This is a genomic window from Actinotalea sp., assembly GCF_041597215.1.
Lineage (GTDB): Bacteria > Actinomycetota > Actinomycetes > Actinomycetales > Cellulomonadaceae > Actinotalea.
Genome location: NZ_JBFHHB010000003.1, coordinates 26,440 through 44,755, shown reverse-complemented (window position 1 = coordinate 44,755; position 18,316 = coordinate 26,440). Strand labels below are relative to the sequence as shown.

Here is an 18,316-nt window from a genome sequence, read left to right as displayed (position 1 = left end):
GTCCGGTGCGGGCCCTCGGCCGTCAGGGTTGTGCTCGCGGCACGGCCCTCGTGCTCGGCAGGACCCTGCGGTGCGCGGGGGAGGCCGCACGCGGGGGAGGGACGGTCCGCTTTGACGGCCTCGCGTGCGGAAGGTACCGTAGGTCCCCGTGCCCGCGCCGTCGGGCCCTTGCGCGTGCACCACGAGCGACGAGCCCCCTCCGGGAGGCCCATCGCGACGGTGCCGGGTGATCGACCACCGCCCAGCGGTCCCTCCGTCCAGCAGATCCGGACGGTCGGTGCCGCGCCCAGGTGGGCCGACACGCCCGAGTGCGGGGGTCGGTGAGGGACTCAAGACCCCAGGGACGGGAAGCCCCGGACCTCATGACCGGTCAACCACCGGTCGACCAGAGCAAGCAACGGAGACGTAGTGCCTACGATTCAGCAGCTCGTGCGCAAGGGGAGGACGTCCAAGACGTCCAACTCCAAGACGCCGGCCCTCAAGGGCAGCCCGCAGCGCCGTGGTGTGTGCACCCGCGTGTACACCACCACCCCCAAGAAGCCGAACTCCGCGCTGCGCAAGGTTGCGCGCGTGAAGCTCTCCAGCCAGGTCGAGGTCACCGCCTACATCCCGGGCGTCGGTCACAACCTCCAGGAGCACTCCATCGTGCTCGTGCGCGGTGGCCGTGTGAAGGACCTCCCCGGCGTGCGGTACAAGATCGTGCGCGGCGCCCTCGACACCCAGGGCGTGAAGAACCGCAAGCAGGCCCGTAGCCGTTACGGTGCCAAGAAGGACAAGCGCTAATGCCTCGCAAGGGTCCGGCCCCCAAGCGGCCGCTCATCGTCGACCCGGTCTACGGGTCCCCTGTCGTCACCCAGCTCATCAACAAGGTGCTGCTGGACGGCAAGAAGTCCGTGGCCGAGGCCATCGTCTACGGCGCGCTCGAGGGCGCCCGTGAGAAGACCGGCTCCGACCCCGTCGTCCTGCTCAAGCGCGCGCTGGAGAACGTCCGGCCCTCGCTCGAGGTCCGGTCCCGCCGCGTCGGTGGCGCGACCTACCAGGTCCCGGTCGAGGTCCGCCCCGTCCGCCAGACCACGCTGGCGCTGCGCTGGCTCGTCGACTTCTCCCGCGCCCGCCGCGAGAAGACGATGACCGAGCGCCTGATGAACGAGATCCTCGACGCCTCCAACGGCCTGGGTGCCGCAGTGAAGCGTCGCGAGGACATGCACAAGATGGCCGAGTCGAACAAGGCGTTCGCGCACTACCGCTGGTAATCCCCGCGTCCCGGCGCAGAACCCACGAGAAGGGCTTCACAGTGGCACTCGACGTGCTGACCGACCTGACCAAGGTCCGCAACATCGGCATCATGGCTCATATCGATGCCGGCAAGACCACGACGACCGAGCGGATCCTCTTCTACACGGGGATCACCTACAAGATCGGCGAGGTCCACGACGGCGCCGCCACGATGGACTGGATGGAGCAGGAGCAGGAGCGCGGCATCACCATCACGTCCGCCGCGACGACCTGCTTCTGGGACGAGAACCAGATCAACATCATCGACACCCCCGGGCACGTCGACTTCACCGTCGAGGTGGAGCGTTCGCTCCGCGTCCTCGACGGTGCGGTCGCCGTGTTCGACGGCAAGGAGGGCGTCGAGCCCCAGTCCGAGACGGTGTGGCGCCAGGCCGACAAGTACGTCGTCCCGCGCATCTGCTTCGTCAACAAGATGGACAAGCTCGGCGCCGACTTCTACTACACGGTCGACACCATCGTGAACCGCCTCAAGGCCAAGCCGCTGGTCCTCCAGCTGCCGATCGGCTCCGAGGGTGACTTCATCGGGGTCGTCGACCTGGTCGAGCAGAAGGCGCTCGTCTGGCACGGCGAGACCAAGCTCGGCGAGGCGTACTCCACCGAGGAGATCCCCGCCGACCTGGTCGAGAAGGCCGCGGAGTACCGCGCAGCCCTGATCGAGGCCGTCGCCGAGGCCGACGAGGAGCTTCTCGAGAAGTACCTCGGCGGTGAGGAGTTCACGGTCGCCGAGATCAAGGCCGGCATCCGCAAGCTCACCATCTCCAGCCAGGCCTACCCGGTCCTGTGCGGGTCGGCGTTCAAGAACAAGGGCGTCCAGCCCATGCTCGACGCCGTGGTGGACTACCTGCCCTCCCCGCTCGACGTCCCCGCCGTCATCGGCCACAAGCCGGGCGACGAGGAGTCCGAGGTCCGTCGCGAGCCCAAGACGTCCGAGCCCTTCTCGGCTCTGGCGTTCAAGGTCGCCACGCACCCGTTCTTCGGCAAGCTCACCTACGTCCGGGTCTACTCGGGCAAGGTGCCGACGGGCGCCCAGGTCGTCAACTCGACCAAGGGCAAGAAGGAGCGCATCGGGAAGCTCTTCCAGATGCACTCCAACAAGGAGAACCCCGTCGAGGAGGCCGCTGCCGGCCACATCTACGCGTTCATCGGCCTCAAGGACACGACGACCGGCGACACGCTGTCCGACCCGTCGAACCAGGTCATCCTCGAGTCGATGACGTTCCCCGAGCCGGTCATCGACGTCGCCATCGAGCCGAAGACCAAGGGCGACCAGGAGAAGCTCTCCGTCGCGATCCAGAAGCTCGCCGAGGAGGACCCGACCTTCCGGGTGCGCCTCGACGAGGAGACCGGCCAGACCGTCATCGGCGGCATGGGCGAGCTCCACCTGGACATCCTGGTCGACCGCATGCGCCGCGAGTTCAAGGTCGAGGCGAACGTCGGCAAGCCGCAGGTGGCCTACCGCGAGACGATCCGCCGCAAGGTGGAGAAGATCGACTACACCCACAAGAAGCAGACGGGTGGCTCCGGCCAGTTCGCCAAGGTCCAGATGACCTTCGAGCCGCTGGAGTCCGAGGAGGGCGAGCTCTACGAGTTCGTCAACGCCGTCACGGGTGGTCGCGTCCCGCGCGAGTACATCCCGAGCGTCGACGCCGGTGTGCAGTCCGCGATGGAGCTCGGCGTCCTCGCCGGCTTCCCGCTGGTCGGCATCAAGGCGACCCTGCTCGACGGTGCGGCCCACGACGTCGACTCCTCGGAGATGGCGTTCAAGATCGCCGGCTCGATGATCCTCAAGGAGGCGGTCCGCAAGGCTGACCCCGTCCTCCTGGAGCCGGTCATGGCCGTCGAGGTCCGTACGCCCGAGGAGTACATGGGCGACGTCATCGGCGACATCAACTCGCGCCGTGGGATGATCCACTCGATGGAGGACGCCACGGGCGTCAAGGTCGTCCGCGCCCAGGTTCCTCTCTCGGAGATGTTCGGCTACGTCGGTGACCTGCGGTCGAAGACCCAGGGTCGCGCGGTGTACTCGATGCAGTTCGACACCTACGCGGAGGTTCCTCGGAACGTCGCCGAGGAGATCATCAAGAAGACCCGGGGCGAGTAGTCCCACAGGTCGGTTCACCACCCATCACACCCATCCACCTGTAGCGACCCGCACGCCCCGCAGGAGTCACCCGGCACCTGCATCGTTCGGCACAACTACCCAGTCCGAGGAGGACACCAGTGGCGAAGGCCAAGTTCGAGCGGACCAAGCCGCACGTCAACATCGGGACCATCGGTCACGTCGACCACGGCAAGACGACGCTGACCGCTGCCATCTCGAAGGTGCTGCACGACAAGTACCCCGACCTGAACCCCTTCACGCCGTTCGACGAGATCGACAAGGCGCCCGAGGAGAAGCAGCGCGGTATCACGATCAACATCGCGCACGTCGAGTACCAGACCGAGAAGCGTCACTACGCGCACGTCGATGCGCCCGGTCACGCCGACTACATCAAGAACATGATCACGGGTGCCGCGCAGATGGACGGCGCCATCCTCGTGGTCGCCGCCACCGACGGCCCGATGGCCCAGACGCGTGAGCACGTCCTGCTCGCCCGTCAGGTCGGCGTGCCCTACCTGCTCGTGGCGCTCAACAAGTCCGACATGGTCGACGACGAGGAGATCCTCGAGCTCGTCGAGATGGAGGTCCGTGAGCTCCTCTCGGCGCAGGGCTTCGACGGCGACAACGCCCCCGTCGTCCGCGTGTCGGGCCTCAAGGCGCTCGAGGGCGACCCCGAGTGGACCAAGTCCGTCGAGGCGCTCCTCGAGGCCGTCGACGAGTCCGTCCCGGAGCCCGTCCGCGACATGGACAAGCCGTTCCTCATGCCGATCGAGGACGTCTTCACCATCACCGGCCGTGGCACCGTCGTGACCGGCAAGGTCGACCGCGGAAAGCTCGCGATCAACTCGGAGGTCGAGATCCTCGGCATCCGTGCCGCGCAGAAGACCACGGTCACCGGCATCGAGATGTTCCACAAGCAGATGGACGAGGCGTGGGCCGGCGAGAACTGTGGCCTCCTGCTCCGCGGCATCAAGCGTGAGGACGTCGAGCGCGGCCAGGTCGTCGCCAAGCCCGGCACGATCACCCCGCACACCAACTTCGAGGCCCAGGTCTACATCCTGGCCAAGGACGAGGGCGGCCGTCACAACCCGTTCGACTCGAACTACCGTCCGCAGTTCTACTTCCGGACCACGGACGTCACCGGTGTCATCACGCTGCCCGAGGGCACCGAGATGGTCATGCCCGGCGACAACACCGAGATGTCGGTCGAGCTGATCCAGCCGATCGCCATGGAGGAGGGCCTCGGCTTCGCCATCCGTGAGGGTGGCCGCACCGTCGGCTCGGGCAAGGTCACCAAGATCCTCAAGTGACACCCCGAGGGCCCGGGCGCTGCGCGTCCGGGCCCTCGTCGTGCCGGTCCTGCCCTTCCCCAACGCCTCGGCGCGGGGGGAGGGCAGGACCAGGCCGACAGCTGTTTCCCCTATCCGTCGGGCGCGATTGGCCTTTCCGCCATGCGTCTGGCACACTGTTCAGGTTGCCCGGTGCCGATGAGTGCCGCGGGTCGCCCTGGTTCGTCCGGGATGATCAGGAGCCGTTGCGCGGCTGGGCACCAGCAGACTGCAGGGCCAGGACTCGTGCCTTCACGGCAGGTGGCCGGCTCACACAGCATCCAACGACCTCGCACCGCCGGTGCGCAGCGCGAAGGTATGTCGCGACACGCGACACGCCCGAGTGCGGGGGTCGGACAGGTTCAGCGGTACGAGAGAGAGAGTCAGACGACGCCATGGCGGGACAGAAGATCCGCATCCGGCTCAAGTCCTACGACCACGAGGTCATCGACAGTTCGGCGCGCAAGATCGTCGACACGGTGACACGCGCTGGTGCGACGGTCGTGGGCCCGGTGCCGCTGCCGACGGAGAAGAACGTCTTCTGCGTCATCCGGTCGCCGCACAAGTACAAGGACAGCCGCGAGCACTTCGAGATGCGCACGCACAAGCGCCTCATCGACATCATCGATCCCACGCCGAAGGCGGTGGACTCGCTCATGCGACTCGACCTGCCTGCGGACGTGAACATCGAGATCAAGCTCTGAGGCTGGGGCAGGAGATCACGATGACTACGCTTCCCCAGAACGCTCGGCCGATCACGGCCCTGCTGGGCACCAAGCTCGGCATGACCCAGCTGTGGGACGAGAGCGGGCGCCTCGTGCCCGTCACCGTCGTGCAGGTGGGCACGAACGTCGTCACCCAGGTGCGCAGCCAGGAGACCGACGGCTACGCCGCGGTCCAGCTCGCCTTCGGTGCGATCGACCCCCGCAAGGTGAGCCAGCCGCTCAAGGGCCACTTCGAGAAGGCCGGGGTCACCCCGCGCCGCCACGTGGCCGAGATCCGCACGCCGGACGCCGCCGAGTACGCGCTCGGTCAGGAGATCACCGCCGAGGCCTTCGCCGCCGGCCAGGTGGTCGACGTGACCGGCACGACCAAGGGCAAGGGCTTCGCCGGTGTCATGAAGCGTCACGGCTTCAAGGGCGTCAGCGCCTCCCACGGTTCGCACCGCAACCACCGCAAGCCCGGCTCGATCGGTGGCGCCTCGACGCCGTCGCGCGTGTTCAAGGGCCTCCGGATGGCCGGTCGCATGGGTCACGACACCCAGACCACCCAGAACCTGACCGTGCACGCGGTCGACGCAGAGAAGGGTCTGCTGCTCGTCAAGGGCGCAGTTCCCGGCCCCAAGGGCGGCGTCGTCGTGGTGCGTACCGCTGCAAAGGGGGCGTGACATGAGCACGCTGACCGTCGACGTCATCGACGCCAAGGGCAAGAAGGCCGGCACGGCCGACCTCCCCGCCGAGGTGTTCGACGTCCAGACGAACATCCCGCTCATCCACCAGGTCGTCGTGGCCCAGCTCGCTGCCGCCCGTCAGGGCACGCACGCGACGAAGACCCGCGGCGAGGTCTCCGGTGGAGGCAGGAAGCCCTACAAGCAGAAGGGCACCGGCCGCGCCCGTCAGGGCTCGACCCGCGCTCCTCAGTTCGCCGGCGGTGGCGTCGTGCACGGCCCCCAGCCGCGCGACTACTCCCAGCGGACGCCCAAGAAGATGAAGGCTGCCGCCCTGCGCGGTGCCCTGTCCGACCGGGCCCGTGCCGGACGCGTCCACGTCGTCGAGTCCTTCGGGGTCCTCGACAAGCCGTCGACCAAGGATGCAACCGCCGTGCTGGCGATGCTCTCGGGTCGCCGTCACGTCCTGGTCGTCCTCGACCGGAACGACGAGGTCTCGTGGAAGTCGCTGCGCAACGCCGAGCAGGTCCACCTGCTGCCGGCCGACCAGCTCAACACCTACGACGTGCTCGTCTCCGACGACGTCGTCTTCACCCGCAGCGCGCTGACGGCCTTCCTGGACCGTCCGACGGGCCGTGGCGCGAAGGCCGTCGCCACCTCGACCGAGGCACTCGAGCTCGATGTGGAGGAGTCGAAGTGACGACGCTCAACAAGGACCCGCGCGACATCCTCGTCGCTCCGGTGGTCTCCGAGAAGAGCTACGGCCTTCTCGACGAGGGCAAGTACACGTTCCTCGTGGCCCCCAGCGCCAACAAGACCGAGATCAAGATCGCCGTCGAGCAGATCTTCGGTGTCAAGGTCTCGTCGGTGAACACCGCAAACCGCAAGGGCAAGGCCCGACGCACCAAGTTCGGGCTCGGTCGGCGCAAGGACACCAAGCGCGCGATCGTCACCCTGCGCGAGGGAACCATCGACATCTTCGGCGGGCCGGTCGGCTGACGCCGGACCGACGACACAGATCAAGGACTGAGGCATGGGAATCCGCAAGTACAAGCCGACGACGCCGGGTCGCCGCGGCGCCAGCGTCGCCGACTTCGTCGAGATCACGCGATCCGAGCCGGAGAAGTCGCTCGTCCGTCCGTTGTCGAAGAACGGTGGGCGCAACAGCTCCGGTCGAGTGACGGTTCGGCACCAGGGTGGCGGGCACAAGCGCGCCTACCGGGTGATCGACTTCCGTCGCCACGACAAGGACGGCGTGCCGGCGAAGGTCGCGCACATCGAGTACGACCCCAACCGCACGGCGCGCATCGCGCTGCTGCACTACGCCGACGGCGAGAAGCGCTACATCATCGCGCCGAACAAGCTGTCGCAGGGTGACGTGGTGGAGAACGGCGCATCGGCTGACATCAAGCCGGGCAACAACCTCCCGCTGCGCAACATCCCCACCGGTACGGTCATCCACGCGATCGAGCTCAAGCCCGGTGGCGGCGCGAAGATCGCCCGCTCGGCGGGCACCTCGGTGCAGCTGGTCGCCAAGGACGGGCCCTACGCGCAGCTGCGTATGCCGTCCGGGGAGATCCGCAACGTCGACGCGCGCTGCCGTGCGACGATCGGCGAGGTCGGCAACGCCGAGCAGTCGAACATCAACTGGGGCAAGGCCGGCCGCATGCGCTGGAAGGGCAAGCGCCCGACCGTCCGTGGTGTCGCCATGAACCCGATCGACCACCCGCACGGTGGTGGTGAGGGCAAGACGTCCGGTGGTCGTCACCCGGTGAGCCCGTGGGGCCAGCCGGAGGGGCGCACCCGGCGCCCGAACAAGCCGAGCGACAAGCTCATCGTCCGTCGCCGTCGCACCGGCAAGAAGCGCTGAGAGGACCTGACTGATGCCACGTAGCCTGAAGAAGGGCCCCTTCGTGGACGGCCACCTGCAGAAGAAGGTGGACGCTCACAACGAGAAGGGCCTCAAGACGGTCATCAAGACCTGGTCCCGCCGGTCGATGATCACCCCGGATTTCCTGGGTCACACCTTTGCCGTGCACGACGGCCGCAAGCACGTCCCGGTCTTCGTGACCGAGTCGATGGTCGGCCACAAGCTCGGCGAGTTCGCCCCCACGCGGACCTTCCGCGGCCACGAGAAGGACGACCGCAAGGGACGTCGCCGCTGACCTCGGTCAGCAGCGATCCCTCGGGAGAACTCCTATGACGACACAAGAAGGCAGGACAGCAATGGAAGCCAAGGCGCAGGCGCGGTTCGTCCGCGTCACGCCCCAGAAGGCCCGGCGCGTCGTGGACCTCATCCGTGGCAAGCAGGCCGAGCAGGCCGTGGCGACGCTGAAGTTCGCGCCGCAGGCCGCGGGCGAGACGGTCCTCAAGGTGGTCGAGTCGGCCATCGCCAACGCACGGGTCAAGGCTGACCGGGCGGGCGAGGCGTTCGACGTCGCGTCCCTCGTGGTCAGCGCGGCCTACGTCGACGAGGGCCCGACCCTCAAGCGTTTCCGGCCGCGCGCCCAGGGGCGGGCGAGCCAGATCCTCAAGCGCACGAGCCACATCACCGTGGTCGTCGCGCCGGTTCAGAAGAAGGAGAGGACCCGCTAGTGGGCCAGAAGGTCAACCCGCACGGGTACCGCCTCGGCATCACCACCGACCACCGGTCGCGCTGGTTCGCCGACAGCACCAAGCCTGGGCAGCGGTATCGCGACTACGTCCGTGAGGACGTCCAGATCCGCAAGCTCATGAGCACGGGGCTCGAGCGTGCCGGAATCGCCAAGGTGGAGATCGAGCGCACGCGTGACCGCGTCCGCGTCGACATCCACACGGCACGCCCCGGCATCGTCATCGGTCGCCGTGGCGCCGAGGCAGACCGCATCCGCGGGGAGCTCGAGAAGCTCACCGGCAAGCAGGTGCAGCTGAACATCCTCGAGGTCAAGAACGCCGAGATCGAGGCCCAGCTCGTCGCGCAGGGGATCGCCGAGCAGCTGGCGAGCCGTGTGTCCTTCCGTCGTGCGATGCGCAAGGGCATGCAGTCCGCCCAGCGTGCCGGCGCCAAGGGCATCCGGGTCCAGTGCTCCGGCCGTCTCGGCGGTGCCGAGATGAGCCGTTCGGAGTTCTACCGCGAGGGTCGTGTGCCGCTGCACACGCTGCGCGCGAACATCGACTTCGGCCTCTTCGAGGCCAAGACGACCTTCGGCCAGATCGGCGTCAAGGTCTGGATCTACAAGGGCGACATGACCGAGAAGGAGTTCGCTCGCGAGCAGGCCACGGCCGCTCCGCGTGGACCCCGCGGTCCGCGTTCCGACCGTGGTGACCGTGGCGGCGACCGCCCGCGCGGCCCCCGTCGTGACCGCGACGCCGCCGAGGCTCCCGCCGCTGCTGCGGCACCGGCTGCCGAGGCACCGACCACCGGAACGGAGGCCTGAGCATGCTGGTCCCGCGCAGGCTGAAGCACCGCAAGCAGCACCACCCGTCGCGCTCCGGCGCGGCGAGCGGTGGCACCACGATCGCGTTCGGCGAGTACGGCATCCAGGCTCTCGAGCCCGCCTACCTCACGAACCGCCAGATCGAGGCTGCTCGTATCGCCATGACCCGCCACATCAAGCGTGGTGGCAAGGTCTGGATCAATGTCTACCCGGACCGCCCGCTCACCAAGAAGCCGGCGGAGACCCGCATGGGTTCCGGTAAGGGTTCCCCCGAGTGGTGGATCGCCAACGTCAAGCCCGGTCGCATGCTCTTCGAGCTGGCCGGCGTCGACGAGCCCCTGGCCCGTGAGGCCATGCGGCGTGCGATGCACAAGCTCCCGATGAAGTGCCGGTTCGTGGTACGCGAGGGTGGTGGCAACTGATGGCTATCGGGTCTGCGGAGCTTGCTCCGACCGAGTTGGACGCCATGGACGACGACACGCTCGTCGCCGAGCTGAAGAAGGCCAAGGAGGAGCTGTTCAACCTCCGTTTCCAGTCGGCCACCGGCCAGCTGGAGAGCCACGGCCGCCTCAAGGCCGTACGCCGGGACATCGCGCGGATCTACACGATCCTGCGTGAGCGCGAGCTCGGAATCCGTACCGCACCCGGCTCGAGCGCGCAGTGAGCGAGAGGTCAACGATGAGTACCGAAGCACAGGGCGACGCCGTCCAGGCGGCAGCCGAGGCACGTCCGTACCGCAAGACGCGGCGCGGCTACGTGGTCAGCGACAAGATGGACAAGACCGTCGTGGTCGAGGTCGAGGACCGGGTCAAGCACCCGCTCTACGGCAAGGTCCTTCGTCGCACGAGCAAGGTCAAGGCGCACGACGAGGCCAATGCGGCCGGGACCGGCGACCTGGTCATGATCATGGAGACCCGTCCCCTGTCGGCGACCAAGCGCTGGCGTGTGGTGGAGATCCTCGAGAAGGCCAGGTAGTCCGCACCACGGCCGTACCCCCATACATCCGTTCGGCAAGGCTCGTTCGGCACACCGATCGAGAACCAGCAGACGACAGGAGTAGGTAGACAATGATCCAGCAGGAGTCGCGACTCAAGGTCGCCGACAACACGGGTGCGAAGCAGATCCTCTGCATCCGTGTGCTCGGCGGCTCCGGCCGTCGCTACGCCGGAATCGGCGACGTCATCGTCGCGACGGTCAAGGACGCCATCCCCGGCGGCAACGTCAAGAAGGGCGACGTCGTCAAGGCTGTCATCGTGCGCACCACCAAGGAGCGCCGCCGTCCTGACGGCTCGTACATCAAGTTCGACGAGAACGCCGCCGTGATCCTCAAGGGCGACGGCGAGCCCCGTGGGACCCGCATCTTCGGCCCGGTCGGGCGCGAGCTGCGCGACAAGAAGTTCATGAAGATCATCTCGCTGGCACCGGAGGTGCTCTGACCATGGCCAAGATCAAGAAGGGCGACCTCGTCGTCGTCATCTCGGGTCGCGATCGCGGCAAGCAGGGTCGGGTGCTCGAGGTCCTCAAGGACTCCGACCGTCTGATCGTCGAGGGCGTGCAGCGCGTGACCAAGCACGTCAAGGCCGGCCAGACCGCGCGTGGCACCGCGACCGGTGGCATCGAGACCGTCGAGGCCCCGATCCACGTCAGCAACGTCATGCTGGTCGACCCGGAGACGAAGAAGGGCACCCGGGTCGGGTACCGCACCGAGCAGATCGAGCGTGACGGCCGTACCCGCGAGGTGCGGGTCCGCGTCGCCAAGCGCTCCGGTAAGGACATCTGATGACCACCACCACCGAGACCACTGCGGTCCCGCGCCTCAAGACGCGCTACGCCGAGGAGATCCTCCCCGGCCTGCGTGAGGAGTTCGGGCACGCCAACGTCCACCAGGTCCCGCGCCTGGTCAAGATCGTCGTGAACATGGGTGTGGGGGAGGCCGCCAAGGACTCCAAGCTCATCGAGGGTGCGATCAAGGACCTGACCGCCATCACCGGCCAGAAGCCGCAGGTGACCAAGGCCCGCAAGTCGATCGCCCAGTTCAAGCTGCGCGAGGGCATGCCGATCGGCGCCCACGTGACGCTGCGCGGCGACCGGATGTGGGAGTTCACCGACCGGCTCGTGTCGCTCGCGCTTCCCCGTATCCGCGACTTCCGCGGACTGTCGCCCAAGCAGTTCGACGGCAAGGGCAACTACACCTTCGGCCTGACCGAGCAGGTGATGTTCCACGAGATCGACCCCGACCGTACCGACCGGGTTCGTGGCATGGACATCACGATCGTGACGACCGCGACCACCGACGACGAGGGCCGTTCGCTTCTCCGTCGCCTCGGCTTCCCCTTCAAGGAGCTCTGACATGGCGAAGACCGCGCTCATCCAGAAGGCGTCGCGTACGCCGAAGTTCGCTGTCCGCGGCTACACCCGCTGCCAGCGCTGCGGCCGGCCGCACGCGGTGTACCGCAAGTTCGGCCTCTGCCGTATCTGCGTGCGTGAGATGGCGCACCGCGGCGAGCTTCCCGGTGTGACCAAGAGCAGCTGGTAACAACTACGTCGCTGGTCCGGTGGCACTGCCACCGGATACCGCGGTGAGGAAGGGCTTGAGCCCAATGACGATGACTGATCCGATCGCAGACATGCTGACGCGTCTGCGCAACGCGAACTCCGCGTACCACGACTCCGTGTCGATGCCCTACTCGAAGTTGAAGGGCAACATCGCGGAGATCCTCCAGGCCGAGGGATACATCTCCGGCTGGAGCGTGGCTGACGCGACCGTGGGCAAGACGCTGACCATCAACTTGAAGTTCGGCCCCAGCCGTGAGCGTTCGCTCGCCGGTGTGCGCCGGGTCTCCAAGCCGGGTCTGCGTGTCTACGCGAAGTCGACCAACCTGCCCCGCGTGCTGGGCGGCCTGGGTGTGGCGATCCTGTCCACCTCCTCCGGCCTCCTGACCGACAAGCAGGCCGCAACGAAGGGCGTGGGTGGGGAAGTCCTCGCCTACGTCTGGTAACCCGAGAACCGAGAGGAGAGAACCATGTCCCGAATCGGCAAGGTCCCCGTCCCGGTTCCCGCCGGCGTGGACGTCACGATCGACGGTGCAGCCGTGACGGTGAAGGGCCCCAAGGGCACGCTCACCCACACGATCCCGTCGCCCATCCAGGTGGCTCAGGAGGACGGCACCCTCGTGGTGACCCGTCCCGACGACGAGCGCGCCTCGCGTTCGCTGCACGGGCTCACCCGCACGCTGCTGTCGAACCTCGTCGTCGGTGTCACCGACGGCTACACCAAGAAGCTCGAGATCGTCGGTACCGGGTACCGCGTCGTGGCCAAGGGCTCCGACCTCGAGTTCGCGCTCGGGTTCAGCCACCCGGTCGTGGTCTCCGCTCCGTCGGGGATCGCGTTCCAGGTCGAGTCCCCGACCAAGTTCTCGGTCAGCGGCATCGACAAGCAGCAGGTCGGCGAGGTCGCCGCGAACATCCGCAAGATCCGCAAGCCCGAGCCCTACAAGGGCAAGGGTGTGCGCTACGCAGGCGAGGTCGTGCGTCGCAAGGCCGGAAAGGCTGGTAAGTAACGTGGCACTCACCATCCGTGGCAAGGGGAAGGCCGTTCAGCGAGCGCGCCGTCACCTGCGCCTGCGCAAGAAGGTCGTCGGCACCGCCGTCCGCCCGCGTCTCGTCGTGTCCCGCTCGGCCCGTCACATGGTCGCGCAGGTCGTGGACGATGCTGTCGGTCGCACGCTGGCCTCCGCGTCCACCCTCGAGGCCGATCTGCGTGCCTTCGACGGTGACAAGACCGCCAAGGCCCGCAAGGTGGGCGAGCTCGTCGCCGAGCGCGCCAAGGCCGCCGGTGTCGGCGCGGTCGTCTTCGACCGTGGGGGCAACAAGTACCACGGGCGGGTCGCGGCTGTCGCAGACGGCGCACGCGAGGGCGGGCTCGCCCTGTGACCCCCCGACTCCAGTCCGTTCGGAAGCAGAGGAAGCACTGATGGCTGCACCGCAGCGCAGCAACACAGGCGGCCAGGCCGGCGCCGCTGGCGGCGACCGCCGCGAGCGCGGTGGCGACCGTCGCGACAACCGTCGTGGCGAGGCCGAGAAGAGCGCCTTCATCGAGCGCGTCGTGACCATCAACCGCGTGTCCAAGGTCGTCAAGGGTGGTCGGCGCTTCAGCTTCACCGCCCTCGTCGTCGTGGGCGACGGTGACGGAACCGTCGGCGTCGGCTACGGGAAGGCCAAGGAGGTGCCCGCAGCGATCGCCAAGGGTGTCGAGGAGGCGAAGAAGAGCTTCTTCCGCGTCCCCCGCATCCAGGGCACCGTCCCTCACCCCGTCACGGGCGAGGCCGCTGCCGGCGTCGTCTTCCTGCGCCCCGCCTCCCCGGGTACCGGTGTCATCGCCGGCGGTCCGGTGCGTGCGGTGCTCGAGTGCGCGGGCATCCACGACGTGCTCTCGAAGTCGATGGGTTCGTCGAACGCCATCAACATCGTGCACGCCACCGTCGCGGCCCTGCGTGGGCTCGAGGAGCCCGCTGCGGTCGCCGCTCGTCGTGGCCTCTCGATGGAGCACGTCGTCCCGGCGTACATGCTGAAGGCCCAGGCCGCCGGCATCGCCGCGAAGGCAGGTGCCTGATGGCCCGGCTCAAGGTGACGCAGAAGAAGTCCGCCATCGGCGGCAAGTTCAACCAGCGCGAGACGCTGCGGACCCTCGGCCTCAAGCGCATCGGCGACGTCGTCGTCAAGGAGGACCGACCGGAGATCCGCGGCATGGTCGCGACCGTGACGCACCTCGTCACGGTCGAGGAGGTCGAGTGACCATGGCAGAGAACAAGGACGAGGCCGTCGAGCCCGTCGCCAAGGCCCCCCGCGCCTCGCGCGCCAAGGCCTCGGCAGACGCGCCCGCCGCCGAGAAGAAGCCGGCGGCCAAGGCCGCCGCCGAGAAGAAGCCGACCAAGGCTGCCGCAGCGAAGGCTGCTGCCGCCGAGGAGAAGCCGAAGGCGACCAAGGCCCCGGCCAAGGCAGCCAAGGCTCCCGTCGAGGAGTCCGGCAACGGTGGCACCCTGCGGGTGCACCACCTGCGTCCGGCCCCCGGCGCCAAGACCGCCAAGACCCGTGTGGGCCGCGGTGAGGCGTCGAAGGGTAAGACGGCCGGCCGCGGTACCAAGGGCACGAAGGCCCGCTACCAGGTTCCGGAGCGTTTCGAGGGTGGGCAGATGCCCATGCACATGCGCCTCCCGAAGCTGCGTGGCTTCAAGAACCCGTTCCGCACGGAGTACCAGGTCGTGAACCTGGGCCGTCTGGCAGAGCTCTACCCGCAGGGTGGCTCGGTCACGGTCGAGGACCTCGTCGCCAAGGGCGCCGTCCGCAAGGGCTCGCCGGTCAAGGTCCTCGGTGACGGCGACGTGAGCGTCAAGCTCACCGTCGCGGTCCAGAAGGTCTCGGCCTCGGCCGCGGAGAAGATCGTCGCTGCCGGCGGGACCGTCGCGCAGGACTGATCGCAGGACGCGCGGATCATGAACGACTGAACACGACAGGGGCCGGGCCAGCTGGCCCGGCCCCTGTCGTGTTCGATCCGCGTTAGGGTTCCCCCGGCACGGTGCACCGGTACCGATGCACTGCCGGTACCACGACGAACCGCCACGAGCGGAGCAGGAGGACAGGTGCTCAGCGCATTCGCCCGGGCCTTCCGGACGCCAGACCTGCGGCGCAAGCTGCTGTTCACGATCACGATCATGGCGGTCTTCCGCCTGGGCTCGTTCATCCCGACGCCGGGCGTGGACTACACGAACGTGCAGGTCTGTGTCTCCGACGCGGCGTCGAACGACCTGCTCGGCATGGTCAACCTCTTCAGCGGTGGCGCGCTCCTCCAGCTCGCGATCTTCGCGCTCGGGATCATGCCGTACATCACGGCGAGCATCATCATCCAGCTGCTGCGCGTGGTCATCCCCCGCTTCGAGGCCCTGCACAAGGAAGGCCAGCAGGGCAACGCGAAGCTCACGCAGTACACGCGGTACCTGACCATCGGCCTCGCGATCCTGCAGTCCACGACGATCATCACCACGGCCCGCAACGGGACGCTGTTCCCGAACTGCAGCGTGCCGGTGATCCCGGACCAGGGGATCTTCACCATCCTCATCATGATCACCACGATGACCGCCGGTACGGCGCTCATCATGTGGCTCGGCGAGCTCATCACCGAGCGGGGGATCGGCAACGGCATGTCCCTGCTGATCTTCACGCAGATCATCGCGACCTTCCCGACGACGATGTGGTCGATCGCCGGTGGCGCGAGCGGTGTCTCGAAGTTCCTCGTGGTGCTCGCCGTGATCCTCCTGGTGATCGTGCTGGTCGTGTTCGTCGAGCAGTCCCAGCGCCGCATCCCCGTGCAGTACGCCAAGCGCATGGTGGGCCGCAAGATGTACGGCGGGACGAGCACCTACATCCCGATCAAGATCAACATGGCGGGCGTGATCCCGGTCATCTTCGCGAGCTCGTTGCTCTCGATCCCGGCGCTGGCCGCGCAGTTCGGCGACCAGACGTCCGGCTGGGTGATCTGGGTCTCGCAGAACCTCGCCAACTCCAGCGCCCCGCTGTACGTCCTGACGTACCTCGTGCTGATCATCTTCTTCGCGTACTTCTACACGGCCATCACCTTCAACCCGGAGGAGGTCGCCGAGGACATGAAGAAGTACGGCGGCTTCATCCCGGGCATCCGGGCCGGCCGGCCCACGGCCGAGTACCTGGAGTACGTGATCTCCCGCATCACGGCTCCCGGCTCGATGTACCTCGCGCTGGTCGCCCTCATCCCGCTGACCGTCTTCATCCTGCTCGGCCTGGCGAACTCGATCGCCTTCGGCGGGACGTCGATCCTCATCATCGTCGGCGTGGGCATGGAGACGGTGAAGCAGATCGAGGCGCAGCTCGAGCAGCGGCACTACGAAGGGTTCCTCAGGTGAGCATCCGGCTGATCATCATGGGCCCGCAGGGCTCGGGCAAGGGCACGCAGGCGGCTCGGCTCGCCGAGGCGCTCGGCATCCCGACCATCTCCACCGGGGACCTCTTCCGGGCGAACATCACCCAGGCCACCGAGCTCGGTGCTCTCGTCCAGTCCTACACCGCCCGCGGCGAGCTCGTCCCGGACGAGGTCACCAACGCGATGGTGCGCGCGCGGCTCGACGAGGCGGACGTCGCCGAGGGCTTCATCCTCGACGGGTACCCGCGCAACGCGGCCCAGGTCGTCGAGCTCGACGGGATGCTCGAGGCGGACGGGGTGCACCTCGACGGCGCGCTGGAGCTCGTGGTGGACCGGGAGGCGCTGCTGGCGCGGATCGCCCGTCGCGCCGAGCTCGAGGGGCGGGAGGACGACACCCCCGAGGCGATCGCCCGCCGCCTGGACATCTACGCGGAGCAGACCGCCCCGCTCACCCACGCCTACGCCGACCGCGGCCTGCTGGTGCGGGTCGACGGCGAGGGCGAGATCGAGGAGATCACCGCTCGGCTCCTCGCGGCGGTCGACGGGCTCGCCCGCTGATGTTCCGGCGGGAACGGATCGAGTACAAGACCGGGGCCCAGGTCGCCAAGATGCGCGCGGCAGGGCTCGTCGTCGCGGCCGTGCACGACGCGGTCCGCGAGGCGACCCGTGCCGGGGTGACCACCGCGGAGCTCGACGCCGTCGCGGCGGCCACGATCGCCGAGCACGGTGCCGTCTCGTCCTTCCTCGGCTACCACGGGTACCCGGCGACGATCTGCGTCTCGGTCAACGAGGAGATCGTGCACGGGATCCCCGGCGACCGCGTGATCCGCTCGGGAGACGTCGTGTCGATCGACGCCGGCGCGATCGTCGCGGGCTGGCACGGGGACGCGGCCTTCACCATGGTCGTCGACCCGCAGGACCCGGCGGACCTCGCGCTGAGCGAGGCGACCGAGAACGCGATGTGGGCCGGGCTCGTCGCCCTCGCGACGAAGCAGCACCTCGGTGCGGTCGGCGACGCGGTCGAGGACGTCGTGGACGCGAGCCCCGTGCCCTTCGGGATCGTGCAGGACTACGTCGGCCACGGGATCGGCCGCGCGATGCACCAGCCGCCGGAGGTGCTCAACTACCGCACGCGGGAGAACGGTGCCCGGATCAAGCCGGGGCTCTGCGTCGCCGTCGAGCCGATGCTGACCCGCGGTTCTGCCGCGACCCGCGTCCTGGAGGACGACTGGACCGTCGTCACGCAGGACGGCTCGCGTGCCGCGCACTGGGAGCACACGGTCGCGATCGGCCCGGAGGGCATCTGGGTCCTCACCTCGCCCGACGGTGGCGAGGCGGCCCTCGCGGCCCGAGGGGTCACGATCGCTCCCTGGACCGAGTGAGCGCGAAGCCTACGGCCGGTGTCGCCGCAGGTGCGGGAGACACGCCATTTCGCGCATCGGGTTCCATGCCGTAAGGTGGTCCGTTGGGTGCGTGCTCTCTCGTCGTCACCGGAAGTCGACTCGTCGGCGTCCACGCCGACGATGCGCCGCCCCGTCCCGGACCTGGACCGTGGCTCTCGCCGCGCCCGTCGGTCCGGTACGTCCAGTCATCACAGAGTTAGCGGAGGACATGGCAAAGAAGGACGGTGTCATCGAGATCGAGGGCAGCGTGGTCGAGGCACTGCCGAACGCGATGTTCCGCGTGGAGCTCGCCAACGGCCACAAGGTGCTCGCTCACATCTCGGGCAAGATGCGACAGCACTACATCCGGATCCTCCCCGAGGACCGTGTGGTGGTCGAGCTGAGCCCGTACGACCTGTCCCGCGGCCGGATCGTCTACCGCTACAAGTAAGCC

General features: G+C 68.1%; 29 protein-coding genes. All 29 read left to right on the top strand.

Translation table 11 applies throughout. The features are described from left to right. Positions 1–408 precede the first annotated feature (408 nt). The 29 genes from rpsL to infA all read left to right on the top strand — a co-directional run bounded on the left by rpsL (position 409) and on the right by infA (position 18,313). Positions 409–783: a 30S ribosomal protein S12 gene (gene rpsL, locus ABWK99_RS00825; protein ID WP_372592786.1), complete on the top strand. Its 375-nt coding sequence runs from the start codon at positions 409–411 to the stop codon at positions 781–783. Continuing rightward, positions 783–1,253, top strand: coding sequence for a 30S ribosomal protein S7 (gene rpsG, locus ABWK99_RS00820; RefSeq protein ID WP_372592785.1), 471 nt, complete (start codon positions 783–785; stop codon positions 1,251–1,253). The genes rpsL and rpsG overlap by 1 nt, the downstream gene beginning before the upstream one ends. Positions 1,254–1,294: 41 nt before the next feature. Next, on the top strand, positions 1,295–3,397 hold the full coding sequence (gene fusA / locus ABWK99_RS00815; protein WP_372592784.1) for an elongation factor G: 2,103 nt from the start codon (positions 1,295–1,297) through the stop codon (positions 3,395–3,397). A 119-nt stretch (positions 3,398–3,516) separates the two neighbouring features. After that, a complete protein-coding gene (gene tuf / locus ABWK99_RS00810) occupies positions 3,517–4,707 on the top strand; it encodes an elongation factor Tu (protein ID WP_372592783.1) in 1,191 nt (396 codons plus the stop codon). A 413-nt stretch (positions 4,708–5,120) separates the two neighbouring features. Beyond that, positions 5,121–5,429, top strand: a complete 309-nt coding sequence (rpsJ, locus tag ABWK99_RS00805) for a 30S ribosomal protein S10 (protein ID WP_012867945.1) — start codon at positions 5,121–5,123, stop codon at positions 5,427–5,429. A gap of 20 nt (positions 5,430–5,449) precedes the next feature. Continuing rightward, on the top strand, positions 5,450–6,112 hold the full coding sequence (rplC, locus tag ABWK99_RS00800) for a 50S ribosomal protein L3 (protein WP_372592782.1): 663 nt from the start codon (positions 5,450–5,452) through the stop codon (positions 6,110–6,112). 1 nt (position 6,113) lies between these two features. Further along, complete coding sequence (gene rplD, locus ABWK99_RS00795; protein ID WP_372592781.1) at positions 6,114–6,812, top strand: 50S ribosomal protein L4; 699 nt, start codon at positions 6,114–6,116, stop codon at positions 6,810–6,812. Then, the gene (gene rplW, locus ABWK99_RS00790; RefSeq protein ID WP_372592780.1) at positions 6,809–7,111 is read left to right on the top strand and encodes a 50S ribosomal protein L23; all 303 of its coding nucleotides are present in this window, start codon (positions 6,809–6,811) and stop codon (positions 7,109–7,111) included. The genes rplD and rplW overlap by 4 nt, the downstream gene beginning before the upstream one ends. Positions 7,112–7,145: 34 nt before the next feature. Continuing rightward, entirely contained in the window at positions 7,146–7,982 is an 837-nt protein-coding gene (rplB, locus tag ABWK99_RS00785) for a 50S ribosomal protein L2 (RefSeq protein ID WP_372592779.1), read from the top strand. 13 nt (positions 7,983–7,995) lie between these two features. After that, positions 7,996–8,277, top strand: coding sequence for a 30S ribosomal protein S19 (gene rpsS, locus ABWK99_RS00780; RefSeq protein ID WP_372592778.1), 282 nt, complete (start codon positions 7,996–7,998; stop codon positions 8,275–8,277). A 61-nt stretch (positions 8,278–8,338) separates the two neighbouring features. Next, the gene (gene rplV / locus ABWK99_RS00775; protein WP_372592777.1) at positions 8,339–8,707 is read left to right on the top strand and encodes a 50S ribosomal protein L22; all 369 of its coding nucleotides are present in this window, start codon (positions 8,339–8,341) and stop codon (positions 8,705–8,707) included. Further along, positions 8,707–9,528: a 30S ribosomal protein S3 gene (gene rpsC / locus ABWK99_RS00770; protein ID WP_372592776.1), complete on the top strand. Its 822-nt coding sequence runs from the start codon at positions 8,707–8,709 to the stop codon at positions 9,526–9,528. The genes rplV and rpsC overlap by 1 nt, the downstream gene beginning before the upstream one ends. Positions 9,529–9,530: 2 nt before the next feature. After that, positions 9,531–9,950: a 50S ribosomal protein L16 gene (rplP, locus tag ABWK99_RS00765; RefSeq protein ID WP_372592775.1), complete on the top strand. Its 420-nt coding sequence runs from the start codon at positions 9,531–9,533 to the stop codon at positions 9,948–9,950. Further along, entirely contained in the window at positions 9,950–10,192 is a 243-nt protein-coding gene (rpmC, locus tag ABWK99_RS00760; RefSeq protein ID WP_372592774.1) for a 50S ribosomal protein L29, read from the top strand. The genes rplP and rpmC overlap by 1 nt, the downstream gene beginning before the upstream one ends. A gap of 14 nt (positions 10,193–10,206) precedes the next feature. Further along, positions 10,207–10,503 carry a 30S ribosomal protein S17 gene (rpsQ, locus tag ABWK99_RS00755; RefSeq protein ID WP_372592773.1) on the top strand — a complete coding sequence of 99 codons (297 nt, stop codon included), beginning with the start codon at positions 10,207–10,209 and terminating at the stop codon, positions 10,501–10,503. 92 nt (positions 10,504–10,595) lie between these two features. Further along, a complete protein-coding gene (gene rplN / locus ABWK99_RS00750; RefSeq protein WP_182112032.1) occupies positions 10,596–10,964 on the top strand; it encodes a 50S ribosomal protein L14 in 369 nt (122 codons plus the stop codon). 2 nt (positions 10,965–10,966) lie between these two features. Further along, positions 10,967–11,308 carry a 50S ribosomal protein L24 gene (rplX, locus tag ABWK99_RS00745; RefSeq protein ID WP_372592772.1) on the top strand — a complete coding sequence of 114 codons (342 nt, stop codon included), beginning with the start codon at positions 10,967–10,969 and terminating at the stop codon, positions 11,306–11,308. Further along, on the top strand, positions 11,308–11,877 hold the full coding sequence (rplE, locus tag ABWK99_RS00740) for a 50S ribosomal protein L5 (RefSeq protein ID WP_372592771.1): 570 nt from the start codon (positions 11,308–11,310) through the stop codon (positions 11,875–11,877). The genes rplX and rplE overlap by 1 nt, the downstream gene beginning before the upstream one ends. Before the next feature lies 1 nt (position 11,878). Next, positions 11,879–12,064 (top strand): type Z 30S ribosomal protein S14, encoded by a 186-nt coding sequence (locus ABWK99_RS00735; RefSeq protein WP_372592770.1) that lies wholly within the window; start codon positions 11,879–11,881, stop codon positions 12,062–12,064. A gap of 64 nt (positions 12,065–12,128) precedes the next feature. Then, positions 12,129–12,527 (top strand): 30S ribosomal protein S8, encoded by a 399-nt coding sequence (gene rpsH, locus ABWK99_RS00730; RefSeq protein WP_372592788.1) that lies wholly within the window; start codon positions 12,129–12,131, stop codon positions 12,525–12,527. Positions 12,528–12,551: 24 nt separating this feature from the next. Further along, on the top strand, positions 12,552–13,088 hold the full coding sequence (gene rplF / locus ABWK99_RS00725; RefSeq protein WP_372592769.1) for a 50S ribosomal protein L6: 537 nt from the start codon (positions 12,552–12,554) through the stop codon (positions 13,086–13,088). Position 13,089: 1 nt separating this feature from the next. Further along, positions 13,090–13,461, top strand: a complete 372-nt coding sequence (gene rplR / locus ABWK99_RS00720) for a 50S ribosomal protein L18 (protein ID WP_372592768.1) — start codon at positions 13,090–13,092, stop codon at positions 13,459–13,461. 40 nt (positions 13,462–13,501) lie between these two features. Next, a complete protein-coding gene (gene rpsE, locus ABWK99_RS00715; protein ID WP_372592767.1) occupies positions 13,502–14,140 on the top strand; it encodes a 30S ribosomal protein S5 in 639 nt (212 codons plus the stop codon). After that, complete coding sequence (gene rpmD / locus ABWK99_RS00710) at positions 14,140–14,322, top strand: 50S ribosomal protein L30 (RefSeq protein WP_372592766.1); 183 nt, start codon at positions 14,140–14,142, stop codon at positions 14,320–14,322. Before rpsE ends, rpmD begins: the two co-directional genes overlap by 1 nt. Before the next feature lie 2 nt (positions 14,323–14,324). Next, a complete protein-coding gene (gene rplO, locus ABWK99_RS00705; protein ID WP_372592787.1) occupies positions 14,325–15,002 on the top strand; it encodes a 50S ribosomal protein L15 in 678 nt (225 codons plus the stop codon). A gap of 165 nt (positions 15,003–15,167) precedes the next feature. Continuing rightward, positions 15,168–16,463 carry a preprotein translocase subunit SecY gene (gene secY, locus ABWK99_RS00700; RefSeq protein WP_372592765.1) on the top strand — a complete coding sequence of 432 codons (1,296 nt, stop codon included), beginning with the start codon at positions 15,168–15,170 and terminating at the stop codon, positions 16,461–16,463. After that, positions 16,460–17,038 (top strand): adenylate kinase, encoded by a 579-nt coding sequence (locus ABWK99_RS00695; RefSeq protein ID WP_372592764.1) that lies wholly within the window; start codon positions 16,460–16,462, stop codon positions 17,036–17,038. Before secY ends, ABWK99_RS00695 begins: the two co-directional genes overlap by 4 nt. Then, complete coding sequence (gene map, locus ABWK99_RS00690) at positions 17,038–17,862, top strand: type I methionyl aminopeptidase (protein WP_372592763.1); 825 nt, start codon at positions 17,038–17,040, stop codon at positions 17,860–17,862. The genes ABWK99_RS00695 and map overlap by 1 nt, the downstream gene beginning before the upstream one ends. A gap of 229 nt (positions 17,863–18,091) precedes the next feature. Further along, complete coding sequence (gene infA / locus ABWK99_RS00685) at positions 18,092–18,313, top strand: translation initiation factor IF-1 (RefSeq protein ID WP_012867920.1); 222 nt, start codon at positions 18,092–18,094, stop codon at positions 18,311–18,313. Positions 18,314–18,316: the final 3 nt, after the last annotated feature.